The 14,963-nt window shown below is 69.0% G+C and carries 13 protein-coding genes; 7 read left to right on the top strand and 6 right to left on the bottom strand.

The window, feature by feature from the left end:
* Positions 1-35: 35 nt before the first annotated feature.
* Positions 36-770, top strand: coding sequence for a GNAT family N-acetyltransferase (locus AruCF_RS17465; RefSeq protein WP_049074824.1), 735 nt, complete (start codon positions 36-38; stop codon positions 768-770).
* A complete protein-coding gene (locus AruCF_RS17460) occupies positions 761-1,648 on the top strand; it encodes a DMT family transporter (RefSeq protein WP_049074822.1) in 888 nt (295 codons plus the stop codon). Before AruCF_RS17465 ends, AruCF_RS17460 begins: the two co-directional genes overlap by 10 nt.
* A gap of 113 nt (positions 1,649-1,761) precedes the next feature.
* On the opposite strand, the gene AruCF_RS17455 is transcribed toward AruCF_RS17460, so the two are convergent.
* The 5 genes from AruCF_RS17455 to AruCF_RS17435 all read right to left on the bottom strand — a co-directional run bounded on the left by AruCF_RS17455 (position 1,762) and on the right by AruCF_RS17435 (position 6,680).
* Positions 1,762-2,649 (bottom strand): DMT family transporter, encoded by an 888-nt coding sequence (locus tag AruCF_RS17455; protein ID WP_049077945.1) that lies wholly within the window; start codon positions 2,647-2,649, stop codon positions 1,762-1,764.
* A 62-nt stretch (positions 2,650-2,711) separates the two neighbouring features.
* On the bottom strand, positions 2,712-3,047 hold the full coding sequence (locus tag AruCF_RS17450) for a thioredoxin family protein (protein ID WP_049074821.1): 336 nt from the start codon (positions 3,045-3,047) through the stop codon (positions 2,712-2,714).
* Between the two features lie 18 nt (positions 3,048-3,065).
* Positions 3,066-4,337 (bottom strand): N-carbamyl-l-glutamate amidohydrolase ErtE, encoded by a 1,272-nt coding sequence (gene ertE, locus AruCF_RS17445; RefSeq protein WP_049074819.1) that lies wholly within the window; start codon positions 4,335-4,337, stop codon positions 3,066-3,068.
* Between the two features lie 26 nt (positions 4,338-4,363).
* Complete coding sequence (locus tag AruCF_RS17440; RefSeq protein WP_049074817.1) at positions 4,364-5,758, bottom strand: MATE family efflux transporter; 1,395 nt, start codon at positions 5,756-5,758, stop codon at positions 4,364-4,366.
* Positions 5,759-5,888: 130 nt separating this feature from the next.
* On the bottom strand, positions 5,889-6,680 hold the full coding sequence (locus AruCF_RS17435) for an enoyl-CoA hydratase/isomerase family protein (protein ID WP_049074815.1): 792 nt from the start codon (positions 6,678-6,680) through the stop codon (positions 5,889-5,891).
* A gap of 136 nt (positions 6,681-6,816) precedes the next feature.
* Here AruCF_RS17435 and AruCF_RS17430 point away from each other — a divergent pair, with 136 nt between their 5' ends.
* Positions 6,817-7,728, top strand: a complete 912-nt coding sequence (locus tag AruCF_RS17430; protein WP_049074813.1) for an SDR family oxidoreductase — start codon at positions 6,817-6,819, stop codon at positions 7,726-7,728.
* Here the strand turns inward: AruCF_RS17430 and AruCF_RS17425 are convergent.
* Positions 7,692-8,417, bottom strand: coding sequence for a TetR/AcrR family transcriptional regulator (locus tag AruCF_RS17425; protein ID WP_049074811.1), 726 nt, complete (start codon positions 8,415-8,417; stop codon positions 7,692-7,694). The two genes, AruCF_RS17430 and AruCF_RS17425, sit on opposite strands and share 37 nt — an antisense overlap.
* Positions 8,418-8,549: 132 nt before the next feature.
* On the opposite strand from AruCF_RS17425, the gene AruCF_RS17420 reads away from it, so the two are divergent.
* From AruCF_RS17420 to AruCF_RS17405, 4 genes are all read left to right on the top strand, one after another.
* The gene (locus tag AruCF_RS17420) at positions 8,550-10,172 is read left to right on the top strand and encodes an acyl-CoA synthetase (RefSeq protein ID WP_049074808.1); all 1,623 of its coding nucleotides are present in this window, start codon (positions 8,550-8,552) and stop codon (positions 10,170-10,172) included.
* Between the two features lie 166 nt (positions 10,173-10,338).
* Positions 10,339-12,195, top strand: a complete 1,857-nt coding sequence (locus AruCF_RS17415) for a phosphoenolpyruvate carboxykinase (GTP) (RefSeq protein WP_049074805.1) — start codon at positions 10,339-10,341, stop codon at positions 12,193-12,195.
* Between the two features lie 204 nt (positions 12,196-12,399).
* Complete coding sequence (locus tag AruCF_RS17410) at positions 12,400-13,029, top strand: class I SAM-dependent DNA methyltransferase (RefSeq protein ID WP_049074803.1); 630 nt, start codon at positions 12,400-12,402, stop codon at positions 13,027-13,029.
* Positions 13,030-13,589: 560 nt separating this feature from the next.
* A complete protein-coding gene (locus tag AruCF_RS17405; protein WP_049073553.1) occupies positions 13,590-14,945 on the top strand; it encodes an IS110 family RNA-guided transposase in 1,356 nt (451 codons plus the stop codon).
* Positions 14,946-14,963: the final 18 nt, after the last annotated feature.

Genomic DNA, 14,963 nt, shown 5'->3' with positions numbered 1-14,963 from the left:
CCAACCCGCTTGCCACCAGGATGAGGCCTCGCAGCATGCAACCCCGCGTCAACGCATTCGAACAACCCATCGGCGCCGACCTGTCCGGCTGGACACCGCGTCCGCGACCGCCGCTGGCCCCCGCGCAGGGCCGCTACTGCCGCCTCGAACCGCTATCGGCCGAGCGCCACGCGGCGGACCTGTACGCCGCCTTCAGCCAGGCGCCCGACGGCCGTGACTGGACCTACATGAGCGTCGGCCCCTTTGCGGACGCCGCCGCCTACCGCCAGTTCGCCGAGCAGGCGCAGGCCCATGCCGCCAGCGACCCGATGCATCATGCCGTCATCGACCTGGCCAGCGGCCGCGCGATCGGCTCGCTGTCGCTGATGCGCATTGACCCGGCCAGCGGCGTGATCGAAGTCGGCTTCGTGGCATTTTCGCCGTTGCTCAAGCGCACCCGCATCGCCACCGAGGCGCAGTTCCTGTTGATGCGCCGCGCCTTCGACGAGCTGGGCTACCGCCGCTACGAATGGAAATGCGACAGCCTGAACGCGCCGTCGCGCGCCGCCGCCGCGCGGCTGGGTTTCCAGTTTGAAGGCATCTTCCGCCAGGCCACGGTCTACAAGGGCCGCAGCCGCGACACCGCCTGGTTCTCGATCATCGACAGTGAATGGCCGGCGTTGCGCGCCGCCTACGAAAGCTGGCTCGATCCCGCCAACTTCGACGCCGAAGGCCGTCAGCGCCAGGGCCTGGCGGACCTGATCGCCCGGGAAAAGGCCGCGTGCGCCTGATCCCGGTTGCGCTGGCGCTGTTCTGGGGCCTGAACTGGCCGGCGGTCAAGATCGTGCTGTCGATCTGCCCGCCGTTCACCCTGCGGCTGCTGGGACTGGGCAGCGGCGCCGCGCTGCTGCTGATCCTGGCGCGCGCCAAGGGATTGGCGCTGTTGCCGCCGCGCGCCTCGTGGCGGGGGATCGTCATCGGCGGCATCCTGGCGGTGGCGGTGTTCAACCTGGCGGTGGCCTGGGCCCAGCTCAGCACCAGCACCTCGCGCGCCGCGGTGCTGACCTTCACCATGCCGATGATGTCGGCGCTGCTGGCCTGGGCCGTGCTGGGCGAACGGCTGGACCGCCGCCGCGGCCTGGCGCTGCTGTTGGGCGGGCTGGGCGTGGCGGTGCTGGCCTGGCCGGTGCTGCGCGCCATCTTCGCCGATCACGACCTGGCCGCCGCGCGCGGCCTGGCGTTTCCGCTCACCGCCGCCTTCGGGTGGGCCGCCGGCACGGTCTACCTGAAGCGCTGGCCGGTGACGGGGCACCGCATCGTGGTGACGGCATGGCAACTGGCGGTGGGCGCGGCCTGCGCGCTGGCCGGCATGCTGCTGGCGGGCGAGACTTTTCCAACGCAGGGCTGGAGCCCGCGGGTGGCGGTGGCTTTGACGTTCCACATCGTGCTGGGCACGGCGGTGGCGTATTGGCTGTGGTTCGTGCTGAGCGAACGGGTCAGCGCCACGGTGGCGGCCCTGACCACGCTGATGGTGCCGGTGGTCGGCGTGCTGGGCGCGATGGCGCTGGTGGGCGATCGCCCCGCCGTGGCCGACTGGTGGGGCTTCGCGCTGGTGCTGGCGGGCGCGGCGCTGATCGTCTTGAACCTGGGCGGCGCGCGCCGGGCCTGAAGGGCCGGCGCCTCGAACGCGCGCCGGTGACGGCAAGCACTGGCGTGCCAGGCGGCGGGTCAGCCCTCGACCCGGCCCGCGCCTGCCATCCCACTACGGTCACCCCGCGCCGCTCAGGCGCGCCGGCCGCGCCGCAGTTTCTCGCGCAGCAGGCCGGCGCCGCTCACCAGCGAGATGCCGGCCAGCACCATCAGCGCGCCCAGGACGAAGGCGCCGTCCAGCGGCTCGTCCAGGATCAGCACGCCGAACGACACCCCGAACAGCGGCGTCATGAACGACAGGATCGACAGGCGCGAGGCCAGGTAGCGCCGCAGCAGCCAGAACCAGGCCAGGTAGCTCGACAACGCCACCACCACCGACTGGAACGCCACGCTCAGCATCGCCGACGGGGTGTAGCGGATGCCGGCGTTGCCGGTGGCCGCGGCATAGACCAGCAGCACCAGCGCGGCGATCGCCATTTGGTAGAACAGGGTCTTGGACGGCGCCGCTTCCGACAGCGCGGTGCGGCGGATCGCCACCGTGGTGGCGCCCCACAGCAGCCCGCCCAGCAGCCCGAGGCTGTCGCCCAGCAGCATGTTGCTGGCAGCCGCGGCCTGCGGCTGTCCGTTGCCCAGGAAGGCCACGGCGATGCCGCCGAAGGCCACCGCCACGCCCAGCCATTGCAGCGGCGCCATGCGTTCTTCCGGCACGCGCCAGTGCAGGCCCAGCGCGGTGAAGATCGGCGCGGTGTACAGGAACACCGACATGTGCGAGGCCGTGGTGTAGACCAGCCCCTGCGCGATCGCCAGGAACTCGACGCCGAACAGCAGGCCCACCAGCACGCCCGCGCCCAGCGTGCCATCGCGCAGCGCGCGCGAGCCTTCGGCGCGCCACACCACCGCGCCCAGCACCAGCGCCGCGAAGGCCGAGCGCAGGCCGACCTGCATGATGGGCGAGATGTCGGCCGCCACCAGCTTGATGGCGATCTGCTGGAAACCCCAGCAGACGCACAGCAGCAGCATCACGCCGGTGGCCAGCGAGTCCAGCGGACGGCGGGCAGGGGCCGGGAGGGCGGCGACGGCGCTCACGGCAGTTCGGCCGGGTAGCTGTCCAGCGCCAGTCCGATCTGCTGGCGCAGATCCCATTCGGCCAGGCTGGCCTGCACCGGGCCGAAGAAGGCGCCGTCGCGGGTCACGAACATGGCCGGCAGGTGAAAGACCTCGTAGCGTTCCACCAGGCCGCCGTTCTCGCCCGCATCGACCCAGCACACGCGTTCCACCGGCAGGTCCAGCTTGGGCAACTGTTCGCGCGCGATGCGGCAAGTGCCGCAGGTGCGGCTGTGGAACACCAGCAGCGTCAGGCCGGGGGTGTCCAGCAGGTAGCGGTCGGCGGTGCTGTCGTTCAGTTCTATCTGTTCCATGGCGGCATCAGGGTGGGGTTATCGGGACAGCCGGCGATCCAGTTCCAGCACGGTCTGATACAGCACACGGGTGCCGTCCAGCAACTGCGCCGGCTCGATCCACTCCTCGGGGCAGTGGCTGCGCCCGTTCAGGCAGGGGATGAAGATCATGCCGATGGGGCCGGTGGGCGCCATGTAGACGGCGTCGTGGCCGGCGCCGCTGGGCAGGCGCATGCTGGCGTAGCCGAGCTGGTCGGCGGCGGCCTGCGCCGCGTCCATCACCAGCGGCGTGCAGTCGGTGGGCTGGGCGCGGCTCAACTGGACGAAGCCGGCGGTCAGGCGCAGCGCCTTCAGGTCGGCGGCCACGCTGGCCATCAGGGTTTCGGGGAAGGCGTCCAGCACCGCGTTGCTGTCGCTGCGCATTTCCAGCGTCAGTTCGACGCGGCCGGGCACGGCGTTGGCGGCGTTGGGCGTCATGGCGAGCTTGCCGACGGTGGCGACCACGTAATGCGGCTTGCCGCTGGCGGCGCTGGCCTGGCGGCTGGCGGCGTCGATGATGCGGGCCGCGCCGACCAGCGCGTCGCGGCGGATGTCCATGGGCGTGGTGCCGGCGTGGTCGGGCTGGCCTTCGACCGTGATCAGCACGCGGCGGATGCCGACGATGTTGGTGACCACGCCGATGGGCAGCTGGCGGCTTTCCAGCACGGGACCTTGTTCGATGTGCAGTTCGACGAAGGCGGCGGTGCCGTCCGGGCCGCGCAGGGGCGCGGTCAGCGCGCCGGGATCGCCGCCGATGCGGGCGATGCCCTGCGCCAGCGTCTCGCCATCGGCGTTGCGCGCAGCCAGCATGTCGGCCGAGAGCTGGCCGCTCAGGGCGCGGCTGCCGACGCAGGAGATGCCGTAGTCGCTGGGTTCTTCCGACAGGAAGTCGATGACTTCGAAGGGGTGTTCCAGTTCGATGCCCTGTTCATGCAGGGTGTGGGCGACTTCGATGCCGGCCAGCACGCCGATGATGCCGTCGAAGCGGCCGCCGCTCATCACGGTGTCGCAGTGCGAGCCGGTGGCGATGGGCTTGCGGTGCGCGTTGCGGCCGGCGCGGGTGCCGATCAGGTTGCCGCCGGCGTCCAGGCGCGTGGCCAGGCCGGCGGCTTCGAATTCACCGCGCAGCCACTCGCGCGCTTGCAGGAACAGCGGCGAAAAGGCGCGCCGGGTCCAGGGCTGGTCGGGCAGGGTGTAGCGCGACAGGGTCTCGACGCGCGACCACAGGCGTTCGGGGTTCAACGGGGGAAAAACGGGCAAGGCGGTGGGCATGGACGTTCCAGAAAATGCATCGCCGATTATGGCATGTGGGACACGCGCCGCCCCACCAGCCCCAGCCCCGTGCGCCGGCTCCAGCGCTGCATCATCAGCACCGCCACCACCGCCAGGCCGATGGCCAGCCCGCTCCAGATGCCGACGCCGCGCCAGCCGGCCCGGAACGCCAGCCAGGCGCCGCACGGCAAACCCACACCCCAATAGCCGATCGCCGCGTAGATCATCGGCACACGCGTGTCGTGCAGGCCACGCAGCATGCCCGCGCCCAGCACCTGCGCGCCGTCGACGATCTGGAACACCGCCGCCACCGCCAGGTAGCTGACCGCGAAGGCCAGCACCTTGGCGTTGGCCGGGTCGTGCACGTCCATGAACACTGACACCAGCGTGTACGGCGCCGTCACCATCAGCGCCGCGGCGATCACCATCGAGCCGATGCCCAGGCCGAAGGCGCTCCAGCCGGCGCGCGTCACGCCCACGCCGTCGCCCGCGCCCTGGGCGTAGCCGACCCGCACCGTGGCCGCCTGCGCCACGCCGTAGGGAATCATGAAGGTCACGCTGGCGATCTGGATGGCGATGGCATGCGCCGCCAGTTCGGCCTCGCCCAGCCAGCCGATGAGGAAAGCGGCGGCGTTGAAGATGGTGACCTCGAAGGCGGTTGCGACGGCGATCGGCAGGCCCAGTTTCCAGAAGGCGCGCAAGCGCTGCCAATCGGGTTGCAGCAGGTCGCCGAACAACCGGTAGCGGCGAAAGCGCCGGTCACGCAGCACCACCACGACCATGCCCACGAACAGCGACAGGCTGGCCAGGGCGCTGGCCACGCCCGCGCCGATCAAACCCATGGCGGGAAAGCCGAGATTGCCGAAGACCAGCACCCAATTGCCGAACACATTGAACAGGATCGCGCCCACCGCCACGATGAAGGCCCAGCGCGGCTGCTGCAGCGCGGCCACGAACGAGCGCAGCACCAGGAAACCCAGGAATGGCGGCATGGCCCACAGCAGCGCGCGCAGGTACTGGCCGGCCGGCGCGGCCAGCTCGGGCGGTTGGCGCAGCAACAGCAGGATGTGTTCGCCGAACCACAGCGCCAGGCAGCCCGGCACCGAGATCAGCAGCGCGCTCCAGAACCCCTGGCGCACCGTGCGGCGCACTTCCCGCACCGAGTTGCGGCGCGCGCCCTCGGCACGCGCCGCCATGGGCGCGGTGGCGCTGACCAGGCCGAGTGCGAAGAAAGCAATCGCCGAATACAGGTTGGCGCCCAGCGCGCTGGCCGCCAGCGCTTGCGAGCCCAGGTGGCCGATGAACATCACATCGGTCACCGTCATCGCGATCTGCGCCAGGTTGGTCAGCACCAGCGGCAGGCTCAGCAGCAGGGTGGCGACGATTTCACGTTTCCAGGCGGCGCGGCGTAGGGCGGGCATGCGGCTTCTCTTGTGGACGAAGTCCGCATCTTAAACGTCGTTCCGGGTTAACCCGGATATTCCCCTGGCCTGGGCGGGGCATCTTGCTTGCCATGTTCGCCGCGGCGCGTCCGCGCCGCGGCGCCTTGCCTCAGAACGCGCGCCAGGCCGGCGGGCGCTTTTCCAGGAACGCGCTGACGCCTTCCCGCGCTTCATCCGACGCACGCACCGCCGCGATGCGTTCGACCGAATCGGCCACCAGCGCGTCATCCAGCGGGCGGCCGGCGAAGTCGCGCACCAGCCGCTTGCTGGCCTGCACTGCCTGCGGGCCGTTGTCGCACAGCGCGCGGCAGACGGTGTCGGCTTCGTTCTGCAGCCGCGCCAGCGGCACGACGCCATGCAGCAGCCCCATGCGGTACGCGGCGGCGGCGTCGAAGCGTTCGGCGGTCAGGAAGTAACGATTGGCGGCGCGTTCGCCCATGGCGCGGATCACGTAGGGGCTGATGGTGGCCGGCAGCAGCCCCAGGCGCGTTTCCGACAGGCAGAACTGCGCGTGATCGGCGGCGATGGCGACGTCGCAGGCCGCCACCAGGCCCATGCCGCCCGCATAGGCGTCGCCGTTGACCGCCGCCACCACGGGTTTGGGGCAGGACCAGATGGCGCGCAGCATCCGCGCCAGGCGGTCGGCGTCGGTGCGATTGTCGGCGTCGGTCAGCGTGGCCATCCTGCGCATCCAGTTCAGGTCGCCGCCCGCGCAGAACGCCTTGCCCGCGCCGGTCAGCAGCAGCACCCGCACGGCCGGGTCGTCCGCCGCCTCGCGCACCGCCGTGGTCAGCGCCGCGATCAGCGTCTCGTCGAAGGCATTGCGCATGTCCGGGCGGTTCAGCGTCAGGCGGGCGACGGGGCCGTCGCGGTCCACCAGCAGCGGGGTCGGCGTGCTCATGCGGGTCTCCGAATTATTGATAAAGGCTCAATTAATAGCCTGAATCGACGCATTGTTTCCATAGGGTTATACGCCTACTTGATGTATTTTTTCGTCAAGTAATTGAGTTATCCTCAAAAAAACAATGGAGCGAGACATGAACCCATCCCCCGACGGCGCCGCCGCGGCGGCGCGCTACGCGTCGGTCTTCCGGCCGGGCCTGTTCGACGGCAAGACCGTCATGGTCACCGGCGGCGGCAGCGGCCTGGGGCGCTGCACCGCGCACGAGCTGGCTTCGCTCGGCGCGCGTCTGGCGCTGGTGGGCCGCAAGCCGGAAAAACTGGAGGCCGCGCGCGATGAACTGGCGCGCATCTACCCCGAGGCCGCCGACCGCATCACGCTGCACGCCTGCGACATCCGCGGCGAAACCGGCGTGCGCGGCTCGGTGGCCGACGCGCTGGCCGCGCATGGCGCCATCGACGGCCTGTTCAACTGCGCCGGGGGCCAGTTCCCCGCGCCGCTGGACCAGATCAGCTTCAATGGCTGGAACGCGGTGGTGCAGAACAACCTGCATGGCACGTTCCTGATGGCGCGCGAGGTCTACACCCAGCACATGCGCCAGCATGGCGGCGCCATCGTCAACATGCTGGCCGACATCTGGGGCGGCATGCCCGGCATGGGTCATTCCGGCGCGGCCCGCGCCGGCGTCTGGAACCTGACCGAAACGGCGGCCTGCGAATGGGCCCACGCCGGCGTGCGGGTGAACGCGGTGGCGCCGGGCTGGATCGCCTCCAGCGGCATGGACAGCTACGACGAGGACTACCGCGCGGTGCTGCGCGGCCTGGCCGCCAAGGTGCCGTTGCAGCGCTTCGGCACCGAGGCCGAGCTGGCGGCGGCGGTGGTGTTCCTGCTGTCGCCGGCGGCGGCCTTCATCAACGGCAGCGTCATCCGTGTGGATGGCGGCGTGCCCAACGCGCGCCATTCCTGGACGCTGGCGCCGGCCGCGCGCGGCGAGACCTACGACGGCTTTCCTCAGTACGCGCCGCCGTCCTTGTTCTCGGCGGACTGAAGCCGATGCAGGGCGTCTTGCACCTCGCCCCGGAATCGCGCCAGCGCCAGCGCGTCGCGGCGCGGCGGCTGCAGCGCCTGCCACAGGAAGTCGACCAGCTGGTCGGCGGTGGCCGCCACGTCGACCCGCGTGCCGCGCAGGATGGCGTCCCACAGCACGTGTTCCATCGGGCCATAGATGGCCGAGCGCAGCAGGCGCAGCGGCATGTCCTGGCGGATGTGGCCGTCGGCCTGGCCTTGCGCGAGGATGCGCATCAACGGCGCGGTGTAGCGCCGCTGCAGGCCGGCATAGATCTCGCCGAAATCGTCGTTGCGGGCCCGGCCTTCGGACAGGATGAAGGCGCACAGCCCGGTGCCCTCGGCCAGCAGGTGGCGCAGGTGCGCATGCACCAGGTAGTGCAGCTGGGCCCGCGCGCCCTGCACGTGCGGCAGGTAGTCCTCGACCTTGGCGATGATCTCGTCGTACCAGTCGCTGATGACGCGCACGCACAGCTCGCGCTTGCCGCCGAAGTAGGTGAACACCGTGCCTTCGGACACGCCCAGCCGCTGCGCGATCTCGGTGGTGGTGGCGGCCTGGAAGCCGGCCTCGGAAAACACCTGCCGCGCGACCCGCAGGATGTCCCGTATCCGTTGCTCGGACTTGGCGCTGGCCGGCGGGCGGCGCATCGGGACGGCGGCGGTTTTTTCCATGGGGGCGGCGGGGCGATGGGAAGTGGCCAGGGCTTACTATCATAACGACCCGCGGCGCCGCGCCTCAAAGCCCCCGCCACGAATACAAAAGAACAGCGAACACAAGAACCGCGACACGGAGACCCGAGCATCATGCTGTCCAGAACCGAAACCTACGCGCAGTTGGCGTCTTCCTTCCAATGGCGCGTGCCGGCGGCCTACAACATTGGCGTGGACGCCTGCGACAAGTGGGCCGACGGCAGCGGCCGCCTGGCGCTGATCCACGAGAAAAGCGACGGCAGCCAGACGCGCTACAGCTTCGACGACATCAAGGCGCGCGCCAACCAGCTGGCCAACGCGCTGCGGCGCCAGGGCGTGCGGCGCGGCGACCGGGTGGCGGTGTACCTGCCGCAGGCGCCCGAGACCGCCGTGACCCACATCGCCGTGTACAAGCTGGGCGCGGTGGCGGTGCCGCTGTTCACCTTGTTCGGCGTCGACGCGATCCAGTACCGGCTGGCCGACAGCGGCGCCGCCGCGCTGGTCACCGACGCCGAGGGCTGCCGCCGCCTGCGCGAGATCCGCGCCACGCTGCCGGCCCTGCGGACGGTCTATTGCATCGACGGCCCGGGCGAGGGCGGGGCGCTGCCGTTTCACGCCTCGCTCGACGCCGAATCCGCGCAGTTCGAAGCCGAACCCACCGCGGCCGACGACCCGGCCGTCATCATCTACACGTCGGGCACCACCGGCAAGCCCAAGGGCGCGCTGCACGCCCACCGCGTGCTGCTGGGCCACCTGCCGGGCGTGGAGATGTCGCACGAATTCTTTCCCGAGCACGCCACGCTGATGTGGACGCCGGCCGACTGGGCCTGGATCGGCGGCCTGCTGGACGTGCTGCTGCCGGCCTGGCACCACGGCGTGCCGGTGCTGGCGCGGCGCTTCGAGAAATTCGACGGCGCCGCGGCCTTCGACCTGATGGCGCGCCATGGCGTCACGCACACCTTCCTGCCGCCCACCGCGCTCAAGATGATGCGCGGCGTAGCCCATCCGCCGGCGCCCGGCGCGCTGGCGCTGCGCTCGGTGGCCAGCGGCGGCGAATCGCTCGGCGCCGAACTGATCGACTGGGGCCGCCGCGTGCTGGGCGTGACCATCAACGAGTTCTACGGCCAGACCGAATGCAACATGCTGGTGTCGTCGTGCTCATCCCTGTTCGCGCCGCGCATCGGCAGCATCGGCCGCGCCGCGCCCGGCCACCGGGTCGCCATCGTGGACGAGCAGGGCGCCGAAATGGCCGATGGGCAGGAAGGCAATATCGGCGTATTGCGGCCCGATCCGGTGATGTTCCTGGGCTACTGGAACAACCCGCAGGCCACCGCCGAGAAATTCGCCGGCGATTACCTGCTGACCGGCGACATGGGCGTGCGCGACGCCGACGGCTTCATCCGCTTCGTCGGCCGCAACGACGACGTCATCACCAGCGCCGGCTACCGCATCGGCCCCGGGCCGATCGAGGACTGCCTGCTGGGCCACCCCGCGGTGCGCATGGCCGCCGTGGTGGGCGTGCCCGACGCCGAGCGCACAGAGGTGGTGATGGCCTACGTGGTGCTGCACGATGGCGTGGCCGGCGACGAGGCGCTGGTCAAGACCTTGCAGGCGCACGTACGCAACCGCCTGGCGGCCCATGAATACCCGCGCCGCATCCGCTTTGTAACGAGTTTGCCGACCACCGCCACCGGCAAGATCATCCGCCGTTCCCTGCGCGACGGCAGCTATGCCTGAGTCCTGGCGGCGCGGCGAAAACCGGGTGACAAACCCGGTGACAAACTCGTCCGTTTGGTCGGGTTGACGGCCTGCCCGGCGCTGCAAGTATGATGGGGCAAACATGTATACGGCCCCAGTCAAACGGGGCCGTATCGCCATTAGCCTTAGTATGGAGATAACCCTGATGAATAAACCCTTGGACGGGGGCCTGGCGGCCTTGAACGTACCCGCGTACGTCAAGCATCGCGGCCTGATCGACTGGGTCGCCAGCGTCGTGGCGCTGGCCAAGCCGGACCGCGTCGAATGGTGCGATGGTTCGCAGGAGGAATACGACCGCCTCTGCGAACAGATGGTCCAGGCCGGCACCATGCGCCGCCTCAACCCGGCCAAGCGGCCCAATTCCTTCCTGGCCTGTTCCGACCCGTCGGACGTGGCGCGCGTCGAAGACCGCACCTTCATCTGCTCCGACCGTCCCGAGGACGCCGGCCCGACCAACAACTGGGCCGACCCGGCCGAGATGCGCGCCACCCTCAACGGCCTGTTCGACGGCGCCATGCGCGGCCGCACGCTGTACGTGGTGCCGTTCTCGATGGGTCCGCTGGGTTCGGACATCGCCCACATCGGCGTCGAGCTGTCGGACAGCCCGTATGTCGTGGTCAACATGCGCATCATGACGCGCATGGGCAAGCAGGTCTACGACGTGCTCGGCGCCGACGGCGACTTCGTGCCGTGCGTGCACTCGGTCGGCAAGCCGCTGGCCGCCGGCGAGGCCGACGTGGCCTGGCCCTGCAACGCCACCAAATACATCGTTCACTTCCCCAAGAGTCGCGAGATCTGGAGCTTCGGCTCGGGCTACGGCGGCAATGCGCTGCTGGGCAAGAAGTGCTTCGCGCTGCGCATCGCCTCCACCATGGGCCGCGACCAGGGCTGGCTGGCCGAACACATGCTGATCCTGGGCGTGACCTCGCCCAAGGGCCGCAAGTACCACGTCGCCGCCGCGTTCCCGTCGGCCTGCGGCAAGACCAACTTCGCCATGCTGATCCCGCCGCAGGGCATGGACGGCTGGAAGGTCACCACCATCGGCGACGACATCGCCTGGATCAAGCCGGGCGCCGACGGCCGCCTGCACGCCATCAACCCCGAGGCCGGCTATTTCGGCGTGGCCCCGGGCACCAGCGAGCAGACCAACTTCAACGCCATGGCCACGCTCAAGGCCAACGTCATCTTCACCAACGTCGCCCTGACCGACGACGGCGACGTCTGGTGGGAAGGCATGACCGACACGCCGCCGACGCACCTGATCGACTGGCAGGGCCAGGACTGGACGCCCGCCATCGCCCGCGAAACCGGCCGCAAGGCCGCCCACCCCAACGCGCGCTTCACCGCCCCGGCGGCGCAGTGCCCGTCGATCGACCCCGAGTGGGAAAACCCGCAGGGCGTGGTGATCGACGCCTTCATCTTCGGCGGCCGCCGCTCCACCACCGTGCCGCTGGTGACCGAGGCGCGCAACTGGGTCGAAGGCGTCTACATGGCCGCCACCATGGGCTCGGAAACCACCGCCGCCGCCGTCGGCCAGCAGGGCGTGGTGCGGCGCGATCCGTTCGCCATGCTGCCTTTCTGCGGCTACAACATGAGCGACTACTTCACGCACTGGCTCAAGCTGGGCAAGCAGCTCGAAGCCGCCGGCGCCACGCTGCCGCGCATCTACTGCGTCAACTGGTTCCGCAAGGGCCCCGACGGCAAGTTCGTCTGGCCCGGCTTCGGCGAGAACATGCGCGTGCTGCGCTGGATGCTGGGCCGCATCGACGGCCAGGCCGGCGGCGTCGACCAGGTGTTCGGCATCTCGCCCAGCTACCAGGACATCGACTGGACCGGCCTGGAATTCAGCCCCGACAAATTCGAACAGGTCATGTCGGTCGACGACGGCGCCTGGCGCGACGAACTGGCCCTGCACGACGAGCTGTTCGGCCAACTGGCCCAGGGCTTGCCCGAGGACCTGCCCGCCGCCAAGGCCCGGATCGAAGGCCGTCTGGCCGCCTGAGCCTGCCGCGCCGCGGGCGGCCGCAGGTCAGCCGCCCGCGTCTGCGCCGGTCGCGCTGATATCGGCCGCGCCTAAGCCGACCGCGCCTAAGCCGGCCGCACCTCAGCCGGCCACGCCTAAGCCGGCCGCGCCTCAGCCGGCCGCGCCCGACCCCAAACCCGCGCAGGGTGACGTGCGCGGGTTTTTTTACGGCACAATCGTTCCATGAAACTCGACGCCGAAGACCTCGCCAAGATCACCGAACTGACCCTGGCCCACTACGAAGAAAGCGCCCAGTCCTTCGAGGCCGGCACGCGCGACCACGACGTCAGCCAGAACATCGCCGCGCTGCTGCGCCATATCGACGGCGAGCCGCCCTACGACATCCTCGACCTCGGCTGCGGCCCCGGCCGCGACCTCAAGACTTTCGCCGCCCTCGGCCACCGCCCCGTCGGCCTGGACGGCACCCCCAGCTTCGTCGCCATGGCCCGCGCCGCCAGCGGCCGCGAAGTCTGGCTCCAGGACTTCCTGCGCCTGCAACTGCCCCCCGCCCGCTTCGACGGCATCTTCGCCAACGCCGTCCTGTTCCACGTCCCCACCCAGGAACTGCCCCGCGTCCTGCGCGACCTGCGCGCCACCCTCAAGCCCCGCGGCGTCCTCTTCAGCTCCAACCCGCGCGGCGGCAATCAGGAAGGCTGGAACCGCGGCCGCTACGGCGCCTACCACGACCTGGACGGCTGGCGCACCCTGCTGCAAGGGGCAGGCTTCGAAGAACTCGAACACTACTACCGCCCCGACGGCCTGCCACGCGAACAACAACCCTGGCTCGCCAGCGTGTGGAGAAGGGTGGACTGACCGCACGACGCGATACACACGTCACCTTCCGCTCCCCGCATCGGTGAAATGGCCAACCCCGCTCTATCTCCCAGCAAGTTGCGGAAGATGGATATGCATCGATCACCGGCGCGCAGCGCATTCGCCACCCCCTCAAACGCCTGGACGCCAATCTTGGCCGCCCGCGCGGCCAAGATTGGCAGCCCTGAAAATTCCATACCCCGATCACAGGTCCAGCAGCGCGACAAGCCAAGACGGACGTAGCCCCTCGGGCGGGCGCAGTCGGTGGCGGGCAACCTCGATGCGCCCGAGGGAATCTGAAGCCCAATAGTCGTCATTCACGACGCCCGTGACGAAGAAACTGTCTTCGTGGCTGCACCTGTGGCAAGGTGGAATGCCGCTCAGGTAAAGACCGACCTTCCAATGGTGCGTGTTTGCCCACGCCCGTACTGAAGCATGGCCCCGGGTGACGTCACCGACATTGGTGAGCACATGCTTAGCGCGTGCATCCCGTTTGAGAGAGTGAGTACAACGACGTACCCATGCCTGGCGGCATTCCGTTAGCGATGATGGAGCAAGCCATGTCACCTCGCAAGTCCGATGCAACCCTAAGCCTGGCCCATCCCGATGCCGCGGGCATCGACATCGGGTCGGCCAGCCACTTCGTCGCCGTGCCTCATGACCGCGACGACCAACCTGTCCGCGAGTTCAAGAGCTTTACGGCCGATTTGTATCGCCTAGCGCAATGGCTCAAGGACTGCGGCGTTACCGCCGTGGCCATGGAGTCCACCGGCGTTTACTGGATCCCGCTTTATGAGCTGCTCGATAGCCAGGGTTTCACCGTTTACCTGGTCAACGCCCGTCACGTGAAGAACGTCTCGGGCCGCAAGTCCGATGTCCTGGACTGCCAGTGGCTGCAACAGCTCATGAGCTATGGCCTGTTGGCCGGCGCCTTCCGTCCCTCTGACGAGATTTGCGTCTTGCGCGAGTTCTCGCGCCAGCGCGAGATGCTGCTTGCTTCGCAGGTGCGCCACGTGCAGCACATGCAGAAGGCACTTGCCCAGATGAACATTCAGCTCACGCAAGTGCTGTCGGACGTGGTCGGGGTCACCGGTCAGGCCATCATCCGCGCCATCGTCGGTGGCGAGCGCGACCCGCATGCACTGGCCCGCCTGAAGAAGCGCCAGGTCAAGGCCAGCGAGGACGATATCGCTGCCGCGCTGCAAGGCAACTGGCGTCACGAGCACTTGTTCGCGTTGCGGCAAGCGCTGGCCCTGTACGACACCTATCAACAACTGCTCAACGATTGCGATCAGCACATCCAAGCCGAACTGCACAAACTGCACCGCCATGACGGCGATCCGGGCAAGTCGCAGCGCCGCTGGCCCAAAAAGGCCATGGCCTTCGATCTGCGCACGCATCTATTTGCCATGTGCGGCGTGGACCTGACCCGCATCAACGGCATCGACGAGATGACTGCCTTTACCGTTCTGGCCGAGGTCGGTCCGGACATGAACCGCTTCCCTTCGGCCAAGCACTTCGCTTCGTGGTTAGGCTTGTGCCCGGGCACACGCATCTCCGGAGGCAAGGTTCTGAACGGCGCCACCAAACGCTCACCCAACCGCGCCGCACAGGCCCTGCGTCTGGCGGCAATGGCGCTACGTCACAGCCAGTCCGCTTTAGGCGCCTACTACCGAAGGCTGTGCGCTCGCCTGGACAAGCGGCGCGCCATCACCGCAGCCGCGCACAAACTGGCTCGACTGATTTACACCCTACTGACCAAAGGGTCCGAATACGTCGACCAAGGTGAGCTGTACTACGAAGAACGCCACCGCCAACGCGTCCTGCATCACCTGACAAAACGTGCAGAGACCATGGGCTACAGCTTGGTGCCGTTAACCGCCTCAGGAGAAACCAACGAGGTATCAATGACTTAAGTGGAGTTTCTTGAGAGG

The organism is Achromobacter ruhlandii (assembly GCF_002082135.1).
In the GTDB taxonomy this organism is placed as follows: domain Bacteria; phylum Pseudomonadota; class Gammaproteobacteria; order Burkholderiales; family Burkholderiaceae_B; genus Achromobacter; species Achromobacter ruhlandii.
This window is presented reverse-complemented; position numbering and strand designations above follow the sequence as displayed.